Source organism: Haloferula sargassicola, assembly GCF_040362925.1.
GTDB lineage: Bacteria > Verrucomicrobiota > Verrucomicrobiia > Verrucomicrobiales > Akkermansiaceae > Haloferula > Haloferula sargassicola.
In genome coordinates this window covers 73,086-89,466 of the sequence record NZ_BAABRI010000012.1, presented here as the reverse complement: position 1 = coordinate 89,466, position 16,381 = coordinate 73,086, and the positions used below count along the sequence as shown (strand labels likewise).

Below are 16,381 nucleotides of genomic sequence, written 5' to 3'. Positions count from 1 at the left end.
GCATGAAGTTGATTGAAACCCTCGAAACCCATGAAAGCCACCTCCTTCTTGCCCCTCGTTCTTCTGGGATCCGCCTCGGCCGCCAATCTGATGCTCGATTTCGGCTCTTCGAGCGCGGTCGCCAGCCCCTACCTCAATCTCAGCCCGGCCCATGATGCCGGTGCCATTCCGGCCACCAGCACCAGCTGGAACACCATCAGCAGCTCGGCCGACCGCAGCGATCTGAGCTATGCCGACGGCAACGCGGCGCTCGGCGTGACGCTGAATCTCGGCCAGGAAAGCACCGCCGGCAGCGGCACGGTCAGCTTTGCCACCGAAATCACCAACCTCTCGCTGGCCGGATCCGGCGGGGCGGTGCCCGGCCAGCAGAACCTGCTGACCGCCGGCTCGATCTACGGGGATGACAGTAGCAGCACGGCGGCGGGCCGCGACGGCATCTTCGGCAGCGGCAGCTCCTCGGCAGGCTCGGCGGCGGGCCTGCGCATCGATGGCCTGGCGGCGGGCGTCTACGAACTCTACGTCATGGCCCGCAACACGAACACCAATGCGGCCGAAGTCCCGATGATCGCCTACGCCGGCGCGGGGGCGCTCTCCGGCACCTTCGACTACAGCGGACTGGCCGGAATGACGCAGAGCAACCCCGGCTACCCCTCGGCCACCTACGCCGGCGAGTACGGCTCGTTCGTAAACGGCGAGAACTTCGTGAAGCTCGGCGTGACCGTGGCGGACGGCGACTCGATCTACGTCGTGATCGATGGCGCGGGCTCCGACTCCCGCGGCTTCGTCAACATGGTCCAGGTGGTCGGCGTGCCCGAGCCATCGGCCCTGCTGCTCACGCTCCTGGGGGGTGGGTTTTTCCTGCGCCGCCGCCGCTGACCGGCATCCCGCACTGACGTATGACGACGTGCTTGTCATTCCTCCGCCGGCTGCTGGCGGTGGTCCTGCTGGTGGCACCCTGCCGGGGCGGGCTGCTGGTCGAGGAGTCCTTCGACTACGGCGTGGGCGGCCTGACCGGGCTCGCCGGCGGCAGCGGCTGGGCCGCGGCCTGGACCCAGGATGGCGAAGCCTGCCGGGTCACCACCGATTCGCTTGCCTACATGGATGCCTCCCTCCATTCGCTGGTCACCCGTGGCCGCACGCTGGACACCGCCGGGCCCGCCACGACCCGGAGCTTCCGGACCGTCGCCAACGGCCCGCTGGACAACGTGTGGATCTCCTTCCTCTACCGGCTGCCGGCGGCGAACTCGCTCTATGAGGGCGTGAATTTCTTCCTCGGGAGCTCGTCGATTTTCGCGGTGAGCAACTCCAGCATCTCCAGCGATGCCACCATCACGCTCAACAATTTCACCACCAACCAGGGCGTGTCGAGCGGTCGCGGCGAGTTCGGCCGGACGCACTTCATCGTGCTCCACGTGATCGATGGCGGCGGCGCAAACGACCGCGTCGAGCTGTTCGTCGATCCGCCGCTCACGGGCCCGGCGGGCGACCCGGAGGCGGCGATCGAGGCGGCCAGCCTCGGCTTCGACCGGGTCCGGATCGCCGGTCAGAACGGTGCCTCGCTGCAGGTCGACGAGCTGCGCATCGGCGAGACCTTCGACGATGTGGCGCCCCACGACGACCTCGATGCCGATGGCGATGGCCTGACCAACGAGCAGGAGATCGAGCTCGGGCTCGACCCGCTGGTTTCGGATCTGGCTTTGATCCAGGCGATCCGCGACCATGCAGGCTACTTCGATCTGGTCACGCCGCAGGACATCCGCGGGCAGGCCGGCTCGGGAGTGGTGGTCGAGGCCAGCGACGGGATCGCCGGGTTGTTCTTTGAAATCCAACAAAGTCCCGACCTCTCCGCCTGGAAGCTCCAGGAATCCGTCCGGCGCACCGTCGAGCTGCCTGCCGGGAAAAACTTCATCCGTCTTCAACTTGGCCCGCCATCTCCTTGAGAGCCTGCCTTTTTTCCACTGCCACATCCGTGTTCCGATCCCTTCCATCCCTTTTCGCCGCCGCCGGTCTTGTCGTCACGGCCGCCTCTGCCGATGAACCCGCGCACGACGTCGTGGTCTACGGAGGCACCTCCGGCGGCGTCACCGCCGCGGTCCAGGCCGCCCGCTCGGGGCGCTCGGTGGTATTGATCTCGCCGACCCCGCACCTCGGCGGCATGACCTCCAGCGGCCTCGGCTGGACCGACCTCGGCGACCCCGAAATTCTCGGCGGCCTGAGCCGCGAGTTCTTCACCGCGGTCTACCAGCACTACCAGGACGATGCGGCGTGGAGCTGGGAGGGCAAGAACCTGGCGATGGGTGGCCAGAACGGGCCGGCCTTCAACGCCACGCTCGGCATCGCCTCGGTGTTCGAGCCGAAGGTGGCGGAGGCGATCTTCGACGATCTCGTCAGCACGGCCGGAGTCACCGTGGCCTATGGCCGTCTCGACCTGGAGGCCGGGGTTTTAAAAAACGGAGCCGCCATCAGTGCGCTGCGCCTCGAGGACGGTCGGGTGTTTCCCGGCGGCATGTTCATCGATGCGTCCTACGAGGGCGACCTGCTGCCCGGCGCGGGCGTGGAGTTCATCATCGGCCGCGAGTCGAACGCCACCTACGGTGAAACCTACAATGGCATCCAGACGGTCCGCGCGACGAAGAACCAGCTGCCCGCGGGGATCGATCCCTACCTCACGCCGGGCGATGCCGGCAGCGGCCTGATCCGGGGCGTGAGCGACGAGCCGGCCGGCCCCGACGGCGGGGGCGACGACCGCCTGCAGGCTTACTGTTTCCGCATGGTGCTCACCGACGTGGCGGCGAACCGGGTGAGCGTGCCCCAGCCGGAGGGCTACGACGAGGCGGACTACGAGCTGCTTTTCCGCGCGATCGAGGCCGGGCAGACCTCGGGCTTCTTCAAGCTCTCGATGATGCCCAACCGCAAGACCGATTCCAACAACTCGGGCGGCATCTCGACCGACTTCATCGGCCGCAATTACGGCGACGGCTGGAGCTGGGCCACGCTGGACCACGACCAGCGTGATGCCCTGGCCAAGGCGCACGAGAACTGGCAGCGCGGCTTGCTGTGGACGCTGCAGAACCATCCGCGCGTCCCGGCCTCGATCCGCAACGCCTACGCTTCGTGGGGCCTGCCTGCGGACGAGTTCACCGACAACGACCACTGGCCGTGGCAGATCTACGTCCGCGAGGCGCGGCGCATGGTTTCCGACTTCGTGATGACCGAGGACTACTGCCGCGGCATCAAGCTGGCGGCCGACGCCATCGCGCTGGGGGCCTACGCCATGGACTCCCACCACGTGCGGCGGCAGGTGGTCGGCGGCCAGGTCCGCAACGAGGGCGATGTCCAGATTTCCCTCGGCACACCGTATCCGATCGGCTACCGCGCGATCGTGCCGAAGCGTGCCGAGTGCACCAACCTGCTGGTGCCGTGGAGCCTGTCGGCCTCGCACACGGCCTTCGGCTCGATCCGCATGGAGCCGGTGTTCATGGCGCTCGGACAGTCAGCGGCGCTGGCGGCGGACCTCGCCCTGGATGACGGCGTGGCCGTCCAGGACGTGGGCTATGGAAAGCTCCGTTCCGCGCTGATCGCCGCCGGCCAGGCGCTGGGCGATCCCGTGGCTCCCGCGCCGCAGACGGTGGTCGATGATGCCGACCCCGCCGTGGTGACCACCGGCGAGTGGTTGGAAAGCCAGAGCACCGGCGGCTACGCGGGCACCGGATACCTGCACGACGACAACACCGGCAAGGGCGACAAGAGCGTGCTCTTCCCGCTGCCATCCGCACCGGCCGGCCACCAGCGCGTCTACCTGCGCTGGACCTCCCACGCCAACCGCGCGTCGAACGTGCAGGTGGAGATCGTCCACGGCGGGGAGACCACCGTGCAGTCGATCGACGAGCGCAACAACGGCGGCCGCTGGATGCTGCTCGGCATCTTTCCCTTCAGCGGCGGCGAGGGCGAGGGCGTCCGCATCTCCAACGCCGGCACCAACGGCTACGTCGTCGCCGATGCCGCCGGCTTCACTCCGGTCGGGGAAAACGACGACTCCGATGGCGACGGCATGTCCGACCTCCGCGAGGCGGAACTCGGCCTCGATCCCGACATTTCGAACGCCTCCTTGTTCGAGGGCGTGCGCGCGCATCCGGGCTACTTCGGGCTTCATGCCCCGTCGGAAATCCAGGACCTCACCCTGACCTCGCCGCGGATGGAGGACGGCGGGCTGCGCTTCGACCTGCGCGATGTGGACGGCGTGCTGGAAAGCTTCCAGCGGACCGTCGACACGGCGGGCGGGCGGGCCTTTTTCCGCGCCTCGCTGGGCGGGGAAACGGCCGGATTTCTCAGTGAGCTGGCGGCCGGCGCGAACCTCACTGTGGTGGCCTACGGCACCAGCCTCACGGCCAACGGGGCCTGGGTGAACCGGCTGCGCGACTGGCTCGCGGCGAGCTATCCGGGCCGGGTCACCGTGATCAACAGCGGCCTCAGCGGCAAGAACTCGGCCGAGGGCGTGGCCCGCCTGCAGGAGAAGGTCCTCGACCACCAACCCGACGTGCTGTTCGTCGAGTTCGCGATGAACGATGCCTTCCGCTACAGCGACGGCACGCCCTCGCTCAGCGTCGACGACGCGCGCGCGAACCTCGCCGCCATCGTCGATGCCGTGCAGGCGCAGAACCCGGACTGCGAGGTCGTCCTCCAGACCATGAACTGCGTCTGGGACTCGCCCGCGGGCAGCAACCTTTCCGCCACCCTGCGGCCGGAGCTCGATCAGTATTACGAGATGTATCGTAGCTTCGCGGCGGATCGCTCGCTGCTGCTGATCGATCACGAGCCGGCCTGGCTCGACCTGCGGGAAAACGATCGCCCGGCCTATGAGGCGGCCGTGCCGGACGGCGTCCACCCCACCGCCGCGGCGCTCGATGCCCACATGGTCCCGTTTTTGAAATGGAAGCTCAGCGGCGGCAAGCCGCTGCCGTGAGCGGACACGAGCCCGGCCTCCAAGGCGAACGGTTCAGCGCGTGGTCACCGTGAGCGTCGCCGATTCCAGGCCCTCGGCCCTGGCTTCGAGCCGGATGCTGCCCGCCTCTCCATCGGGCCGGAGGATCGCGATGCAGCGGCCTTGCCAGGTTTTGCAGCGCGGCTGCTGGAAGCTGGCGGGCTCGTTCGGCACGGCGCTCCCTTGCGCGGCGAGTTCTCCGTTTCCGGAAACGGAGAAGTCCACCTCCACGCGGGCGTCGGGCACGCGGCGGCCTTGGGCATCGACGATCTCGACGGTGACGTAGGAAAGGTCGTTGCGGTCGGCGCGGATCGGGTCGCGATCGGCGGTGAGGCGGATGGCGGCGGGCCGGCCGGTGGTCACGAGAGTGGCTTCGGCCACGGGCTTGCCGTTTTCCAGGCCGATCGCCTTCAGCTCGCCCGGCCGGTAAGGCACCTGAAAACGGGCGGTGAGTTTGGTTTCCCCGGAAACGGGCTGCTCATCGATGACCTTGCCGTCAAGCTCCAGGCGGACCTTTTCGCAGCGCGAGTAAACCGAGACCTGCAACGGCTTTCCTTCCTGGCCGGGCCAGTTCCAGCTGTCCGTTTCCTTCGGCCAGGCCCACCAGCTGAGCACTTCGGAAAGGCCGTCGGGAATCGGCTGGTGGACGAACAGCGCGATCCGGCGCTCGCCCCAGATGACGTCGCGGTAGTAGGACTGCGGTTTCTTGAACCCGCACAGGTCGAGGTCGCCGCTCCAGGCATTGAACCATGGCCAGCCCATGAAAAACGGGTTCGGCTCGTTGCTCGGCACGCTGTGGGCGAGGCCGGCCTCGCCGAGGTAGTCCCAGGCGGTCCAGACGAAATCGCCGATGACGTAGGGGTGCTTCTCGACCAGCGACCAGTCGGCGTAGGCGTCCTTCGGGTAGGACTCGGTGCCGACGATGACGCGGTCCGGGTGGCGCTCGTGGTCGGACTCATACTTGTCGGGCAGGTAGTTGTAGCCGGCGATGTCGAGATGCTCGAAGCCACCCTTCGACACCTCCTCCCACGGCTCGATGCGGTGGAAGGCCTGGGTGATGGGCCGGGTGGTGTCGTGCTTCAGCACCTCGGCACGCAAATCGCGGCCGATCTCCGGCGCGCGGAATTGCTCGGGGATCTCGTTGCCGACCGACCACATGACGACCGAAGGGTGGTTGCGGTCGCGGCGCACCATCGAGGCCAGGTCGCGCGCATGCCAGTCCTTGAAGAAACGCTGGTAGCCCTCGAGGTTGCCCTCCTTCGGCTCGATCCATTGGTCGAAGGCTTCATCGATGACCAACAGGCCGAGGCGGTCGCAGGCATCGAGCAGGGCGGGTGAAGGCGGGTTGTGGCTGGTGCGCACGGCGTTGTAGCCGTTTTTCTTCATCAGTTCGATCTTCCGCTCCACGGCCCGATCAATGGCCGCGGCGCCGAGCGGGCCGAGATCGTGGTGGACGCAGCCGCCCTTGAGCAGGAGGGGTTCGCCGTTGAGGACGAAGCCTCGCTTGGCATCGACCTCGATCGAGCGGATGCCGAAGGGCGTGCGGACGCGGTCGATCTCCTTGCCCGCCACCACCACGGTTGTTTCGGCGAGATAGAGATCCGGCGACGGGGGCGACCAACACTCCGGCGAGTCCACCGCGAGCTTCAGGGAAACGGGAAGGGTCGTCGCGGGCGGCAAGCTCAGATTGGCGCGGGCCATGGCGACCTCCTTGCCGGCGGGATCGAGCAGGCGCACCTGCACGCCGGTCGCGGCGGCCTCCGGGCGTTCATTGGTCACCTCGACCGACACGTGGACCGCGGCCTTTTCCCGGGAAACATCGGGCGTGGTGACGAAGACGCCCCAGGTCGGGATGTGGAGGCGGTCGGTGCGGGTCAGCCGGACGTGGCGATAGATGCCGGAGCCGGCATACCAGCGGCTGTTGCGGCCTTCGTTGCGGACTTTCACGGCCAGCACGTTGACCTGACCGGCGGGCTTGAGGTGGGACGTGAGGTCGACCTCGAAGCTGGTGTAGGCATGCGGGTGCTCGCCGAGCTTTTGGCCATTGAGCCAGATTTCCGGATTCATCGAGACGCCTTCGAAAAGCAGGCTCGTCCGGCCTTCGTTCGACCCGAGCTTGAAGTGCTTCCGATACCAGCCGGTGCCACCTACGGTGAATGCCGTAAAATGCCGGTTGCTGGCTTCCGCCGGATCGAAGGGCCCGATGCGCTCGGACTTGATGCCGGCCGCATGGATGCCGCCGGTGTTTTCGCCATCGAAGACGCGGACCGCGACCTGGATGGTGTCGTTTTCCCCGACCTGCGACGCGGAGACCGGATAGCGGCGCTGCTCCTGATCGGCCCACCGGTAGTGGGGCGGAAACGAACCGGTGCCGCCGACCCGCTCGCCGTTGACGAAGGTTTCATCGACGTCGTCGATCCTGCCCAGCAGCAGGACGAAATCCTTGCCCCTCAGGTCGGCGGGGATTTCCAGCGAGCGGCGATACCAGCCGTAAACGTTGGACTCCTTCGATTGGCCGTGGTTTTCCCACGTGTCGGGCAAGGTGACGGTCTTCCAGTCGCGATCGTCGAAATCGGCGGCTTTCCAGTCCGCCTCGTCGCCGGGCTGGAATTTCCACTCGCCTGCCACGGCTTCAAGCTCCGGCACCGCGTCGTCCTTCGGCGGCAGGTCCTCGATGCTCCAGTCGTGCGGCACGTCCAGCGTGCGCCAGCCGGAGTCGTCGAAGGCGGCAGCCTCCGCGCCCGCCACGTCGCCGCGGTGGAATTTCCAGTCGGCATCGAACAAGGAGGTCCGGGGAGCGGGGCTGGCAGCCAGCAGGGTGATGCTGCCGGAAAATGCGATGATGGATTTCATGGAAAGGGGCCGCATGCGGGGGGGCCATACGCAATAACCGGTTTCGCCCGGAAAACCCGACATCCTCAAGGCTCCGTGCCCTTGAGCTTTTTTGTCGCGGAATGCCCGCCGGCCCGCCACTGGCCACAAGCGGGGCTCGCGGATCAAGGCTTCATCCATGAACGCGATGAGTCCAAGAACGGTGTCGTGCCTTCCGATGGAGAGCCATGCATGAATGGGGCCTTCTTGGCTAAATTTGAGACATCCTGAAAACGAGGTTTTCGAGCGCTGATGGCACGCCTGCCGCTATACTCCAAGGGTCGATGAGCTGCCCGTCAAACGGCAGGGAGTCGCATTGAATGGCTGTTTTTCCAAACCGGGTGAATCCGGAGGGCAAGCGGCTGATGCGGGGTATGGGTTCCTCGCATGAGTCGAATCCTTCGGAGCGGGCCGAGGCATGGTCATGGGTTTCCATGCTTCGGTCTGAATGCCTGAATCGAGCCGCTGCATGGTAATGGGTTCCGTGCAGCGGCTCACCTTTTTTCCGGTCGGCCGAGAATCTGGATCTCGGCGACGCTGCACCATCCGCCGGCCGGCGGGAGATACCGCAGGTAGCGGCAGGGCGGAGCGGCGGCCACGTCGGCCGTGGTGAAAATGTTATCGGGTGGCTCCGAGGTGACGGTGAAAAGGTTCGCCACCCCGGTCAGGAAATCGGGATCGTCCGAGCCTTGGAAACGTCCTCCGACCATGCGGTCGGCCATGCCCTTGCGCGGGCAGAACCGGATGCCGGTGACTTGGGCGGAAACGCCTTCTCCGAGGTCGAGGCCGACCCACGCGTCCGGTCCGGGCGGGTCGAAATAATTGTCCAGCGATCCGTCGAAGACCGTGAACTTGTCGGCTCCCGAATCGGCGAAGGAGCCCTCGGTGCCGATGATGCGACCGGTGAGCTGAAGGTCGGTGGCGACCTTCAACTCGCGGCTGGCCACCATCGTGCCTCCCGGCAGGATGGCGGAGATACGGTAAAGATAAGTCGTGTCCCTGGCGGGGCAGATGTCGATCACGCTGCGGGCCGGGGATTTCACCACGGCGACGCGGGTGAAAGGTCCGCCCGCCCGGTCCGCGCGGTCCACGCGATAGCGGGTCGCGCCGGCGGTTCCGGTCCACGACAGTGACACCCTCCTGCCGGTCACCACGGCGCGCGGATCGGCCGGAGGAGCGGGTGCTGCGGAGGAGTCGAGGGTGTGAGTGAGGGTGGTGAAGCCGAGGCTGTCGAAGCCGCCGCTCGTGCTGCCGTAGTTGAAGCCCCCGCCTTCGGGACGGGATTTTCCGGCGTAAGCCGCGGTCCAGGGAGCAGCGAGGCCACAGCGGCGGACATAGTGGTTGAAGATAAGGTCCCAGCCGGGACGGCTCATTCCACGGCCATATTCGGAGATCGTTGGATTGATCTCCTGGCGCTCTTTTCCGAGATGACCCCATTCGCGCACGAAGGCGACGAAGGGAACGTCGTGGCCGAGGTTGTATTTCGACGAGTATTCGACCGAGGCGAGGAAGCGGTGACCGAGGCTGCCGTAGAGGTCGAGGCCCTGGTTCCAGGCGATCTCGCAGAACGCGCCCATGAGCTGCGGGCCCATCAGCGCGTGGCCCTGGTCGCGGCCGCTTTCCTGCCACTGGCCGAGGCCGTCGGGATGCAGGAAGACCACGGCATGCCTCAAGGCTCCGGCACCGTCGCCCTCGTGGAGATAACGGACCGCCTCGTCGAAGATGGCGGGGTCGTCACAGACCACGCCGATGGCCAGCATCGAGGCCATGTTGGCCAGATCCCAGTTCGCCCAGTAATGGCCGGGCACGGTGCCGTTGTGACGGGTGAGGAAGTCGTGGTTCACCGAGTAGAAGCGCTCGCGGAGGTAGCGCTGGAAGCCTTGGAAATCGGTCCGCTCCCAGCCGGGGAAATCGCGCAGCAGCTCGGCCGCGCAGGCGAGCTGCTGACCGTAGAGGCCGGCCCGCAGGCAGACGTTGGAATCGCCGGCCCAGCCCTCGTGCCCGGCGGCCCAGGCGTTGAGGATTTCCACCGCCTTGAGGGCGAATCGCTCGTCGCCCGCGCCGTGGAAGCGCAGCGCGAGTTGGTAGGATTTGGCGGCGTCGCGGGCCAGCCGGATGTAGTTCTCGCCGCGGCCACCGGCGGTGATGGGCGACTGGGTTTCGGGCGCGTCGTCGAGGAAGCCGTCGGTGTTTTTCACCAGGATTTCCCAGCTGCCGAGCCACGGCTGCTCGCGGGCGGCGACCTTGTCGGCCATCCGCGCCAGATCTTCCCGGGAGGAAAGGCAGCCGGGATGCACGAAGTCGGCCCGCGCCGCGGCGAGCAGCAGGCTGGAGGAAACGATCCGGACGAGAAAACGGCGCAGCATGGAGAAGGGGTTGACGGGAAAGCATTCCTATTACCCGTCGGAGGCCCCCGCTCTTTCGCTGCCTGCGTCATCCGCTCAGGCCCGGGCGACCGGTAGATCGCCGAACACCGGGTCGCGCCCGAGTTTCCGCCGCAGGCGGGCGCAGAGCAGCAGGAAGAGCTGGGCGATGGCGAAGGTGTCGCCATCCGCCGTGTGGCGCTCCCAGATGCCGAGGCCGAGGTGGGCGCAGACTTCGTCGAGCCCCGGCGGCCGCTGGCCGGCGTAGCCGCTGGGCCGGTAGGCATCGAGCACCTGCATCGCGAGCCGCGCCGTATCGACCAGTGGATGCCGCAGCCGGGCGTGAAAATGGCGGCGCAATGCGTGGTCGAGCACGCCGGCATCGAAGCCGACGTGGTGGCCGACGATGACCCTGCCGGCGAGCATTTCGGACAGCCCGGCCAGCACCTCGTCCTCGGGCGTGCCGCCGGTCGAGTCCGAGGGCAGGATGGTGTGGACGCTGGTGGCGGGGGTGACGTCGAGGTCCTCCCGGCGGACCAGCCACGAGCGCAGGCCATCGACCTCCGCGCGCTCGCGGCGGACCGGCATGGCGGCGACGGAGAGCAGCTTGTCGAAGCCGACCCGCAGGCCGGTCGTTTCCGCATCGAGCACCACGAAAGGGATCTCCGCCAGGGGGGTGGAACGCGCGAACTTCGGCGGGGCGAGGTGGGCGGCCACGCGCGGGTCGGGTCGTTGAAACCACGTTAGCTTCATCGCAGGCGGAGGTCGATCGAGAACTCGGTGCGCACCCGGTGCTGCACCATGCGGATCACGTCGAAAACGTTGGAAAGCCGGTCGCGCTCGAGCTTGCCCAGCTTTTCGGGAACGAGGTAACGGCCGGAGTCGCCGTTGGCGAGGCCGTTGAGGACGCGGAAGCGCATCAGCTCCTCGTAGCTCTGGCGCGCCAGCTGGGCGATCTCCGCCAGCTCGGGCACGTGCGCGCGGAGGTCGGCCCAGCGCGAGCCCGTCGAGTAGTGGTGGCTGAGCCCGTGCTTCAGCACCCACAGCCGGGCGGCATCGCGGAGCGGGGCGATGGCGCGGCCCTTGAGGTCGAACTCCCCGGCCTTGCGGCCCTTTTTTTCGATCACGAACTTGCCGGAAAAGTTCAGCGGCGGCTGGGCGCCGACGGTCAGCTCGGCCAGCCGACGCATCACTCCGGGGTTCGCCGGCACGCTGCGGAAGATCGTTTCGCGCAGCGGCGTGACCAGGCTGGCATCGCCCGCCACGAAGCGCATGTCGTAGAGCACGATCGCCCGCAGCAGCGTCTCCGGCGCGGGGTTGAGCTCGACGAGTTGCAGCTCGTCCAGCCACTCGTCGAGCGAGCGGCACCACTTCGGGTTGGAGGCCATCACGCCGCCCTGGCAGCGGGAAATCCCGCACTCGACCAGCATTTCGACGACCCGCTCGGTCAGCTTCAGCAACAAGCCGCGCGTCGCCTCGGTTTCCTCGGGATCGTCGCTGCCGGCGAAGACCAGCGCGTTGTCCATGTCGGTGCGCAGGATCTGCTCGCGGCGGCCATCGCTGCCGACCGACATCCACGCCCACCGGATGCCATTCAACGGGTGGCCGGCCTGCTCGAGTTCGCGGGTGGCGAGCTTGATCAGGCGGTCGACGAGTTCGTCGTAGAGTTCGGCGCAGATCTGGCCGACCACCACCGAGGAAACGCCGGCACCGAGATAGAGCCCCGCGAGGCGCTCGATTTCATCCGAAAGCTCGCGCGCCCGGGCCAGCGAGGTGAGGCGCCCGAGATCGCGCATCAGGCCGGCCGGGTGGTAGCCGCTGTGCTTCATCAGCGCGCGGTCGGACCACACGTCGAGCACCGGGCTTTCCGGCGTGCCGTCCTCGGTCACGCACAGCTGCGACACGCGTTTCTGCATCATCAGCAGGGTCGCGGCGATGGCGCTGGAAAGCTCCGGCAGCGTGACCACCGGGCCGCTCATCAGCTCGGACACGGGCGTCGAGGGCGGGCGGCCCTCGACCAGCGTGTGGCGGACCAGATCGGTGGCGTGGACGAAGCCCAGCGGGTGGCGCTGGTCATCGGTCACCACGATCGATTCCAAATGGTGGATGGTGATCAGCCACGCGGCCTCCGAGGCCGGCGTGTCCGGACCGCAGGAGACGATCCGTTTCCCCCGCGCCACCACCACCTGCGCGCTGTGGAAGTGCGCCTCGAGGATGTCCTTGGCGCGGCCGCTCATGCCGGCCGGCGTGGCGATGTCCGAGGCGTTCACGGTCGAGACCGACCCGCCCACGCGCGTGACCCAGAAAAGGTGGCGGCGCACGTAGTTGCGGGCCTCGTCGGCCGACTCCAGCACGGCTTCCACCTTGGCCCACGGCAGCGTGTAGACGAGGCAGTCGTCGGCGGCGATGGCCGACACCTGGTAGGCCACGCCATCGACCAAGGCGGTCAGGCCGAGCAAATCGCCGACGTCGCGCACATCGACGAGCTCCGACTGGCCGTCGCGCTGCCAGTGGTATTCCACACGGCCCTTGGCCAGGAAATACAGGTCGCCCTCCGGGATCCGGCCCTGGACCCAGATCGGGTCGTTTTTCACCCACACCCGCACCGTGGCCTGCCGGGCCAGCTCCTCGACCGCGTCGGGATCGAGCAGGGAAAAGGGCGGGAAATGTCCCAGGGCGTCGGCGATGCGGTTCGGGATGCGGTTCACGGCCAGCCGCAATCGAGCACATCCCGCGCCCGCGGGAAAGGGATTGCGCTCAATCCGCGCCGCCCGCCGGCTTCAACAGGTCGCCGGGCACGGTGCGCAGGTGCAGGTCGAGCTGCGGAAAGGCGATCTCGATCCCGGCCTGCTGGAACTCGCGGGCGATGCCTTCGTGCAGTTCGGTGGTGACCTTGAGGCGGTTCTCCATGGTCGGCAGGTAGCAGCGCAGGACGAGGTTGAGCGTGCTGTCGCCGAACTGCTCGAAGCTGATGATCGGCGCCGGGTCCTCGAGGATCAGCGGGTTCTCCACGGCCACCTTTTCCAGCAGGCTGCGGGCGCGGGCGGTATCGCTACCGTAGGCCACGCCCACCGGGATGGTCAGGCGGTTGAGCGGGCTGGAGAGCGTCCAGTTGATCAGCGAGCCGGTGATGAAGTCCTTGTTCGGCACCACATACTCCTGGCGGTCCCAGTTGGTGATCGTGGTCGCCCGCATGCGGATCCGGGAAACGGAGCCGGTCACCTGGCCGACCGTGACCACGTCGCCAACGCGGACCGGCCTTTCGAACAGGATGATGATGCCGCAAACGAAGTTCGCCACGATCTCCTGCAGGCCGAAGCCGAGGCCCACGCTCAGCGCGGCGGCGATCCAGCCGAAGCGCGACCAATCGACATCCAGCGCCCGGCTCAGGAGCACCATCCCGATCGCCGCCGCGGCATACTGGCTGAGCGCGGCCACGGCGTAGCGCGTGCCGGGGGCGATGCCCGACTCCCGCAAGCCGCCGAGGTCGAGCAGGCCGGGCAGGTTTTTCACCACCGTGAAGGTGACGGTGAGCACCAGCGCCGCGCGCACCAGGCCGAGCCAGCTCAGGCCGCCGGGGATCGAGATGTGCTCGGCCACCTGCGCCAGCGGCAGCGCGCCGGCCCAGGCGTAGGCGATGGCCACGATCACGCCCACGCTGACCAGCGACCGCAGCAGCCGGCGCGTCTGCCGCGCGATGTCGTCGAGGTCGAGCTCGATGTCGTCCTCATCGACCGGCGCCACGATTTCCTCGGTATCCTGCGGCTCGTTCTTCGGCTCGCGGCGGGCTTTTCGCTCGCGGATCGCCTGCGCCAGGGTCAGCCGGCGCTGCTTGATCATGAACCAGCGCAGCAGCACGCCGTAGCCGACCACGCCGCCCGCCACCCAGCGCAGCGAACTCTGGAACTCCTCCTGCAGCATCAGCGCGGTGAGCGAGTAGCCGATCGCCGCCAGCACCGCCAGGGCCAGCGGCACGCCGACCGCGAGGCCGAACCAAACCCAGCGCAGCCGGCTCATCAGCCGCTCCGGGCGGTCGGTGATGATCGGGGAAAACACGCCCGTCGGCGGGTGCAGCATGCGCGCGAAGACCGAGGCGATCCCGACCTGCGCGATGATGAAGGCGAGCCGCCCGAGGCTGTCGAAATACACCGCGCTGTCCTCGAAGATGGTGATGCTGACCAACAGCAGGCTGGGCACGAACCACGCCGCCGCCGGGTAGAGCGTGCGCCGCAGCAGCCGCGCCGAGTGCTCGGTCCAGCCGAGGTGGACCGGCCCAATGCCCTGCGGGCGCGCGATTTCCCCGAGAAACAAAATCCAGCCGAGGAACCACGCGGACCACGCCAGTCCGGTCGCCAGTCCGCGCGCGCGCTCGGGGGCGTCCGGATCGCTGGCCAGGCCCCAGGAGACGAAACCGAGCACGATCGGCAGCGCGAGCGCCAGCAGCAGGCTCGCCACCAGGCCACCGAGGGTGTGCGTGATGCGGTCGGTCGAGATCCGGCGGATGCGCTGGTTGCGGCGCTCGATGGCCGACCGCAAGCGCCGCCGCGCGGCCACCAGCAGCAACACGGCCAGGCCCGCAAAGCCGGTCGCGACCGGCCGCCGGAACGGAATCGTGGCGATCGATTTCCCGACCTGCACCCAGTCGTCGCCCCGGATCAGCCACGCGGCGCTGGCCGGCAGGCCGGTGAAAAACCCGCGGCCGACCGGCTTCGAGCTGCGGCGCAGGAACAGCTGCTCCATGACGAATTTCGAGAACTCCACGGTGAGGTCGCGGTAGGCGACCTGGTCGGAGCCGAAGCGCGCGAGGTCCTGGATCAGGCTGCGCTGCGTGTCGGAAAGCTGGCTGAGCAGCTCGCCGCGCAGCTTCAGCATCGCGGTCGCCTTCGGGTCGTCGGCCCAGCGCTTGGCCAGCGCGCGGTGTTCATCGCGGAGCTCGCCGAGCCGGTAGTCCTCGAGCTGGGCCTCGGCGATCGATTCCTCGAGTTTTTTCAGTCGGAAATCGAGGCCGTGCGGGTCGGGGAGGCGCCGGCGCAGGTCGAGCAGGACCTGGGAAAAAACGCCCTCCAGCCCGCCGAGTTCCGCCTGGCGCTGAAGCCGGGTGTTGTCCTTCTGCAGGTTTTCCAAGTCGCGGTGGACGCGGTCCATCTGGCCCTGCAGCTCGTTCAGCTTGCGGATTTTCCCGGCCAGCTCGTCGACCAACTCCGGCAGGCCGCGGGCGGCCTGCGCCAGCTCCGGGTCGGACTTTGGATCCCAGGCTCCGATTTTCGTCACGCGGTCGCGGAAGACCTCGATCTCGTCCTGCATCTTGGTGTCCAGGCTGGCCTCCAGCTTTTTCACCGTGGCGGCGGCCCGCGTGGCCTGGGCTTCGAGCAGCTCCTTGTCGAGCGTGGCGATGCGCTCCCGCAGGCCTTGGCCGACCTGCTCGGTGCCAAGCATCGCCACCTCCGCGCGCAGCGATTCGACCTCGGCTTGCAGCGCCAGACGGTCGGCGGTCTGGACCAGCGATTCCTGGGCGGCATCGCCCAGCGCGCCGAGCCGGGTTTCGGCCTGGGCGAGTTCCGCGCTGGCGGCGGGCAGGCGGGCTCCGACCTCGACCGGGCGCGCCTGCAAGCGGGTCAGATCGTCGGCGGCCTTGCCGGCGGCCGCCTTGAGCCGGGCGCTTTCGGCGCGGGCGGTTTCGAGCTGCTCGCGCAAGGCGTCGATGCCTTTCGGCACCTTCAGCTCCGGCGGCTTGCCGAGCGCGGCGAGCTGGCCTTCGAGCCGGCTGACCTCGTCGGGCGCGGCCACACCGGATTGCTCCAGCTTCGCCGCCCGCTCGCGGAACTGCCGCGCCTGGCCGACCGAGGCGCGCGCCTTGTCGAGCTCGTCTTTGGTTTGCGTCAGGAAAGGCTCGTCGAGTCCCGAGCTTTCGAGGTCGGCCGCGGCTTGGTTGATCTTCGCCTCGAGGTCGGAAAACGCGTCCGCCGCCGGTGGGGCGGGAGCTTCCTGGGCGGGTTTCGCCTCCGCCTTCCTTGCCGGCGTTTCCTGCGCCGATGCCGGATGGAGCAGAAGCACCAGCGCGAAGCCCAAGGCGCTCGTAGCCAGAGCGTTGGAGATCAGGGCTCGACCGTGCTTCAGTCGGATGGGTTTCGACATGCGCTTACGTTGGGCGGGACCGCGGGCTTGT

Annotated in this window: 8 protein-coding genes; 3 read left to right on the top strand and 5 right to left on the bottom strand. The window is 67.9% G+C overall.

What is annotated here, in order from left to right:
* Nucleotides 1-30: 30 nt before the first annotated feature.
* From ABXH26_RS11755 to ABXH26_RS11745, 3 genes are read left to right on the top strand one after another with little or no spacing between them, the layout of a single operon-like run.
* On the top strand, nt 31-876 hold the full coding sequence (locus ABXH26_RS11755) for a PEP-CTERM sorting domain-containing protein (RefSeq protein WP_353567264.1): 846 nt from the start codon (nt 31-33) through the stop codon (nt 874-876).
* A 20-nt stretch (nt 877-896) separates the two neighbouring features.
* Nucleotides 897-1,940, top strand: a complete 1,044-nt coding sequence (locus ABXH26_RS11750; RefSeq protein ID WP_353567263.1) for a hypothetical protein — start codon at nt 897-899, stop codon at nt 1,938-1,940.
* A 29-nt stretch (nt 1,941-1,969) separates the two neighbouring features.
* Entirely contained in the window at nt 1,970-4,963 is a 2,994-nt protein-coding gene (locus tag ABXH26_RS11745; protein ID WP_353567262.1) for an FAD-dependent oxidoreductase, read from the top strand.
* Between the two features lie 33 nt (nt 4,964-4,996).
* Here the strand turns inward: ABXH26_RS11745 and ABXH26_RS11740 are convergent, their stop codons facing one another.
* The 5 genes from ABXH26_RS11740 to ABXH26_RS11720 all read right to left on the bottom strand — a co-directional run bounded on the left by ABXH26_RS11740 (nt 4,997) and on the right by ABXH26_RS11720 (nt 16,350).
* Entirely contained in the window at nt 4,997-7,834 is a 2,838-nt protein-coding gene (locus tag ABXH26_RS11740; RefSeq protein WP_353567261.1) for a glycoside hydrolase family 2 TIM barrel-domain containing protein, read from the bottom strand.
* A gap of 512 nt (nt 7,835-8,346) precedes the next feature.
* The gene (locus ABXH26_RS11735; protein ID WP_353567260.1) at nt 8,347-10,218 is read right to left on the bottom strand and encodes an alginate lyase family protein; all 1,872 of its coding nucleotides are present in this window, start codon (nt 10,216-10,218) and stop codon (nt 8,347-8,349) included.
* A 75-nt stretch (nt 10,219-10,293) separates the two neighbouring features.
* A complete protein-coding gene (locus ABXH26_RS11730; RefSeq protein ID WP_353567259.1) occupies nt 10,294-10,968 on the bottom strand; it encodes a 3'-5' exonuclease in 675 nt (224 codons plus the stop codon).
* A complete protein-coding gene (locus ABXH26_RS11725) occupies nt 10,965-12,923 on the bottom strand; it encodes a DUF294 nucleotidyltransferase-like domain-containing protein (protein ID WP_353567258.1) in 1,959 nt (652 codons plus the stop codon). The genes ABXH26_RS11730 and ABXH26_RS11725 overlap by 4 nt, the downstream gene beginning before the upstream one ends.
* Nucleotides 12,924-12,972: 49 nt before the next feature.
* A complete protein-coding gene (locus ABXH26_RS11720) occupies nt 12,973-16,350 on the bottom strand; it encodes a mechanosensitive ion channel domain-containing protein (protein ID WP_353567257.1) in 3,378 nt (1,125 codons plus the stop codon).
* Between the last annotated feature and the right edge of the window lie 31 nt (nt 16,351-16,381).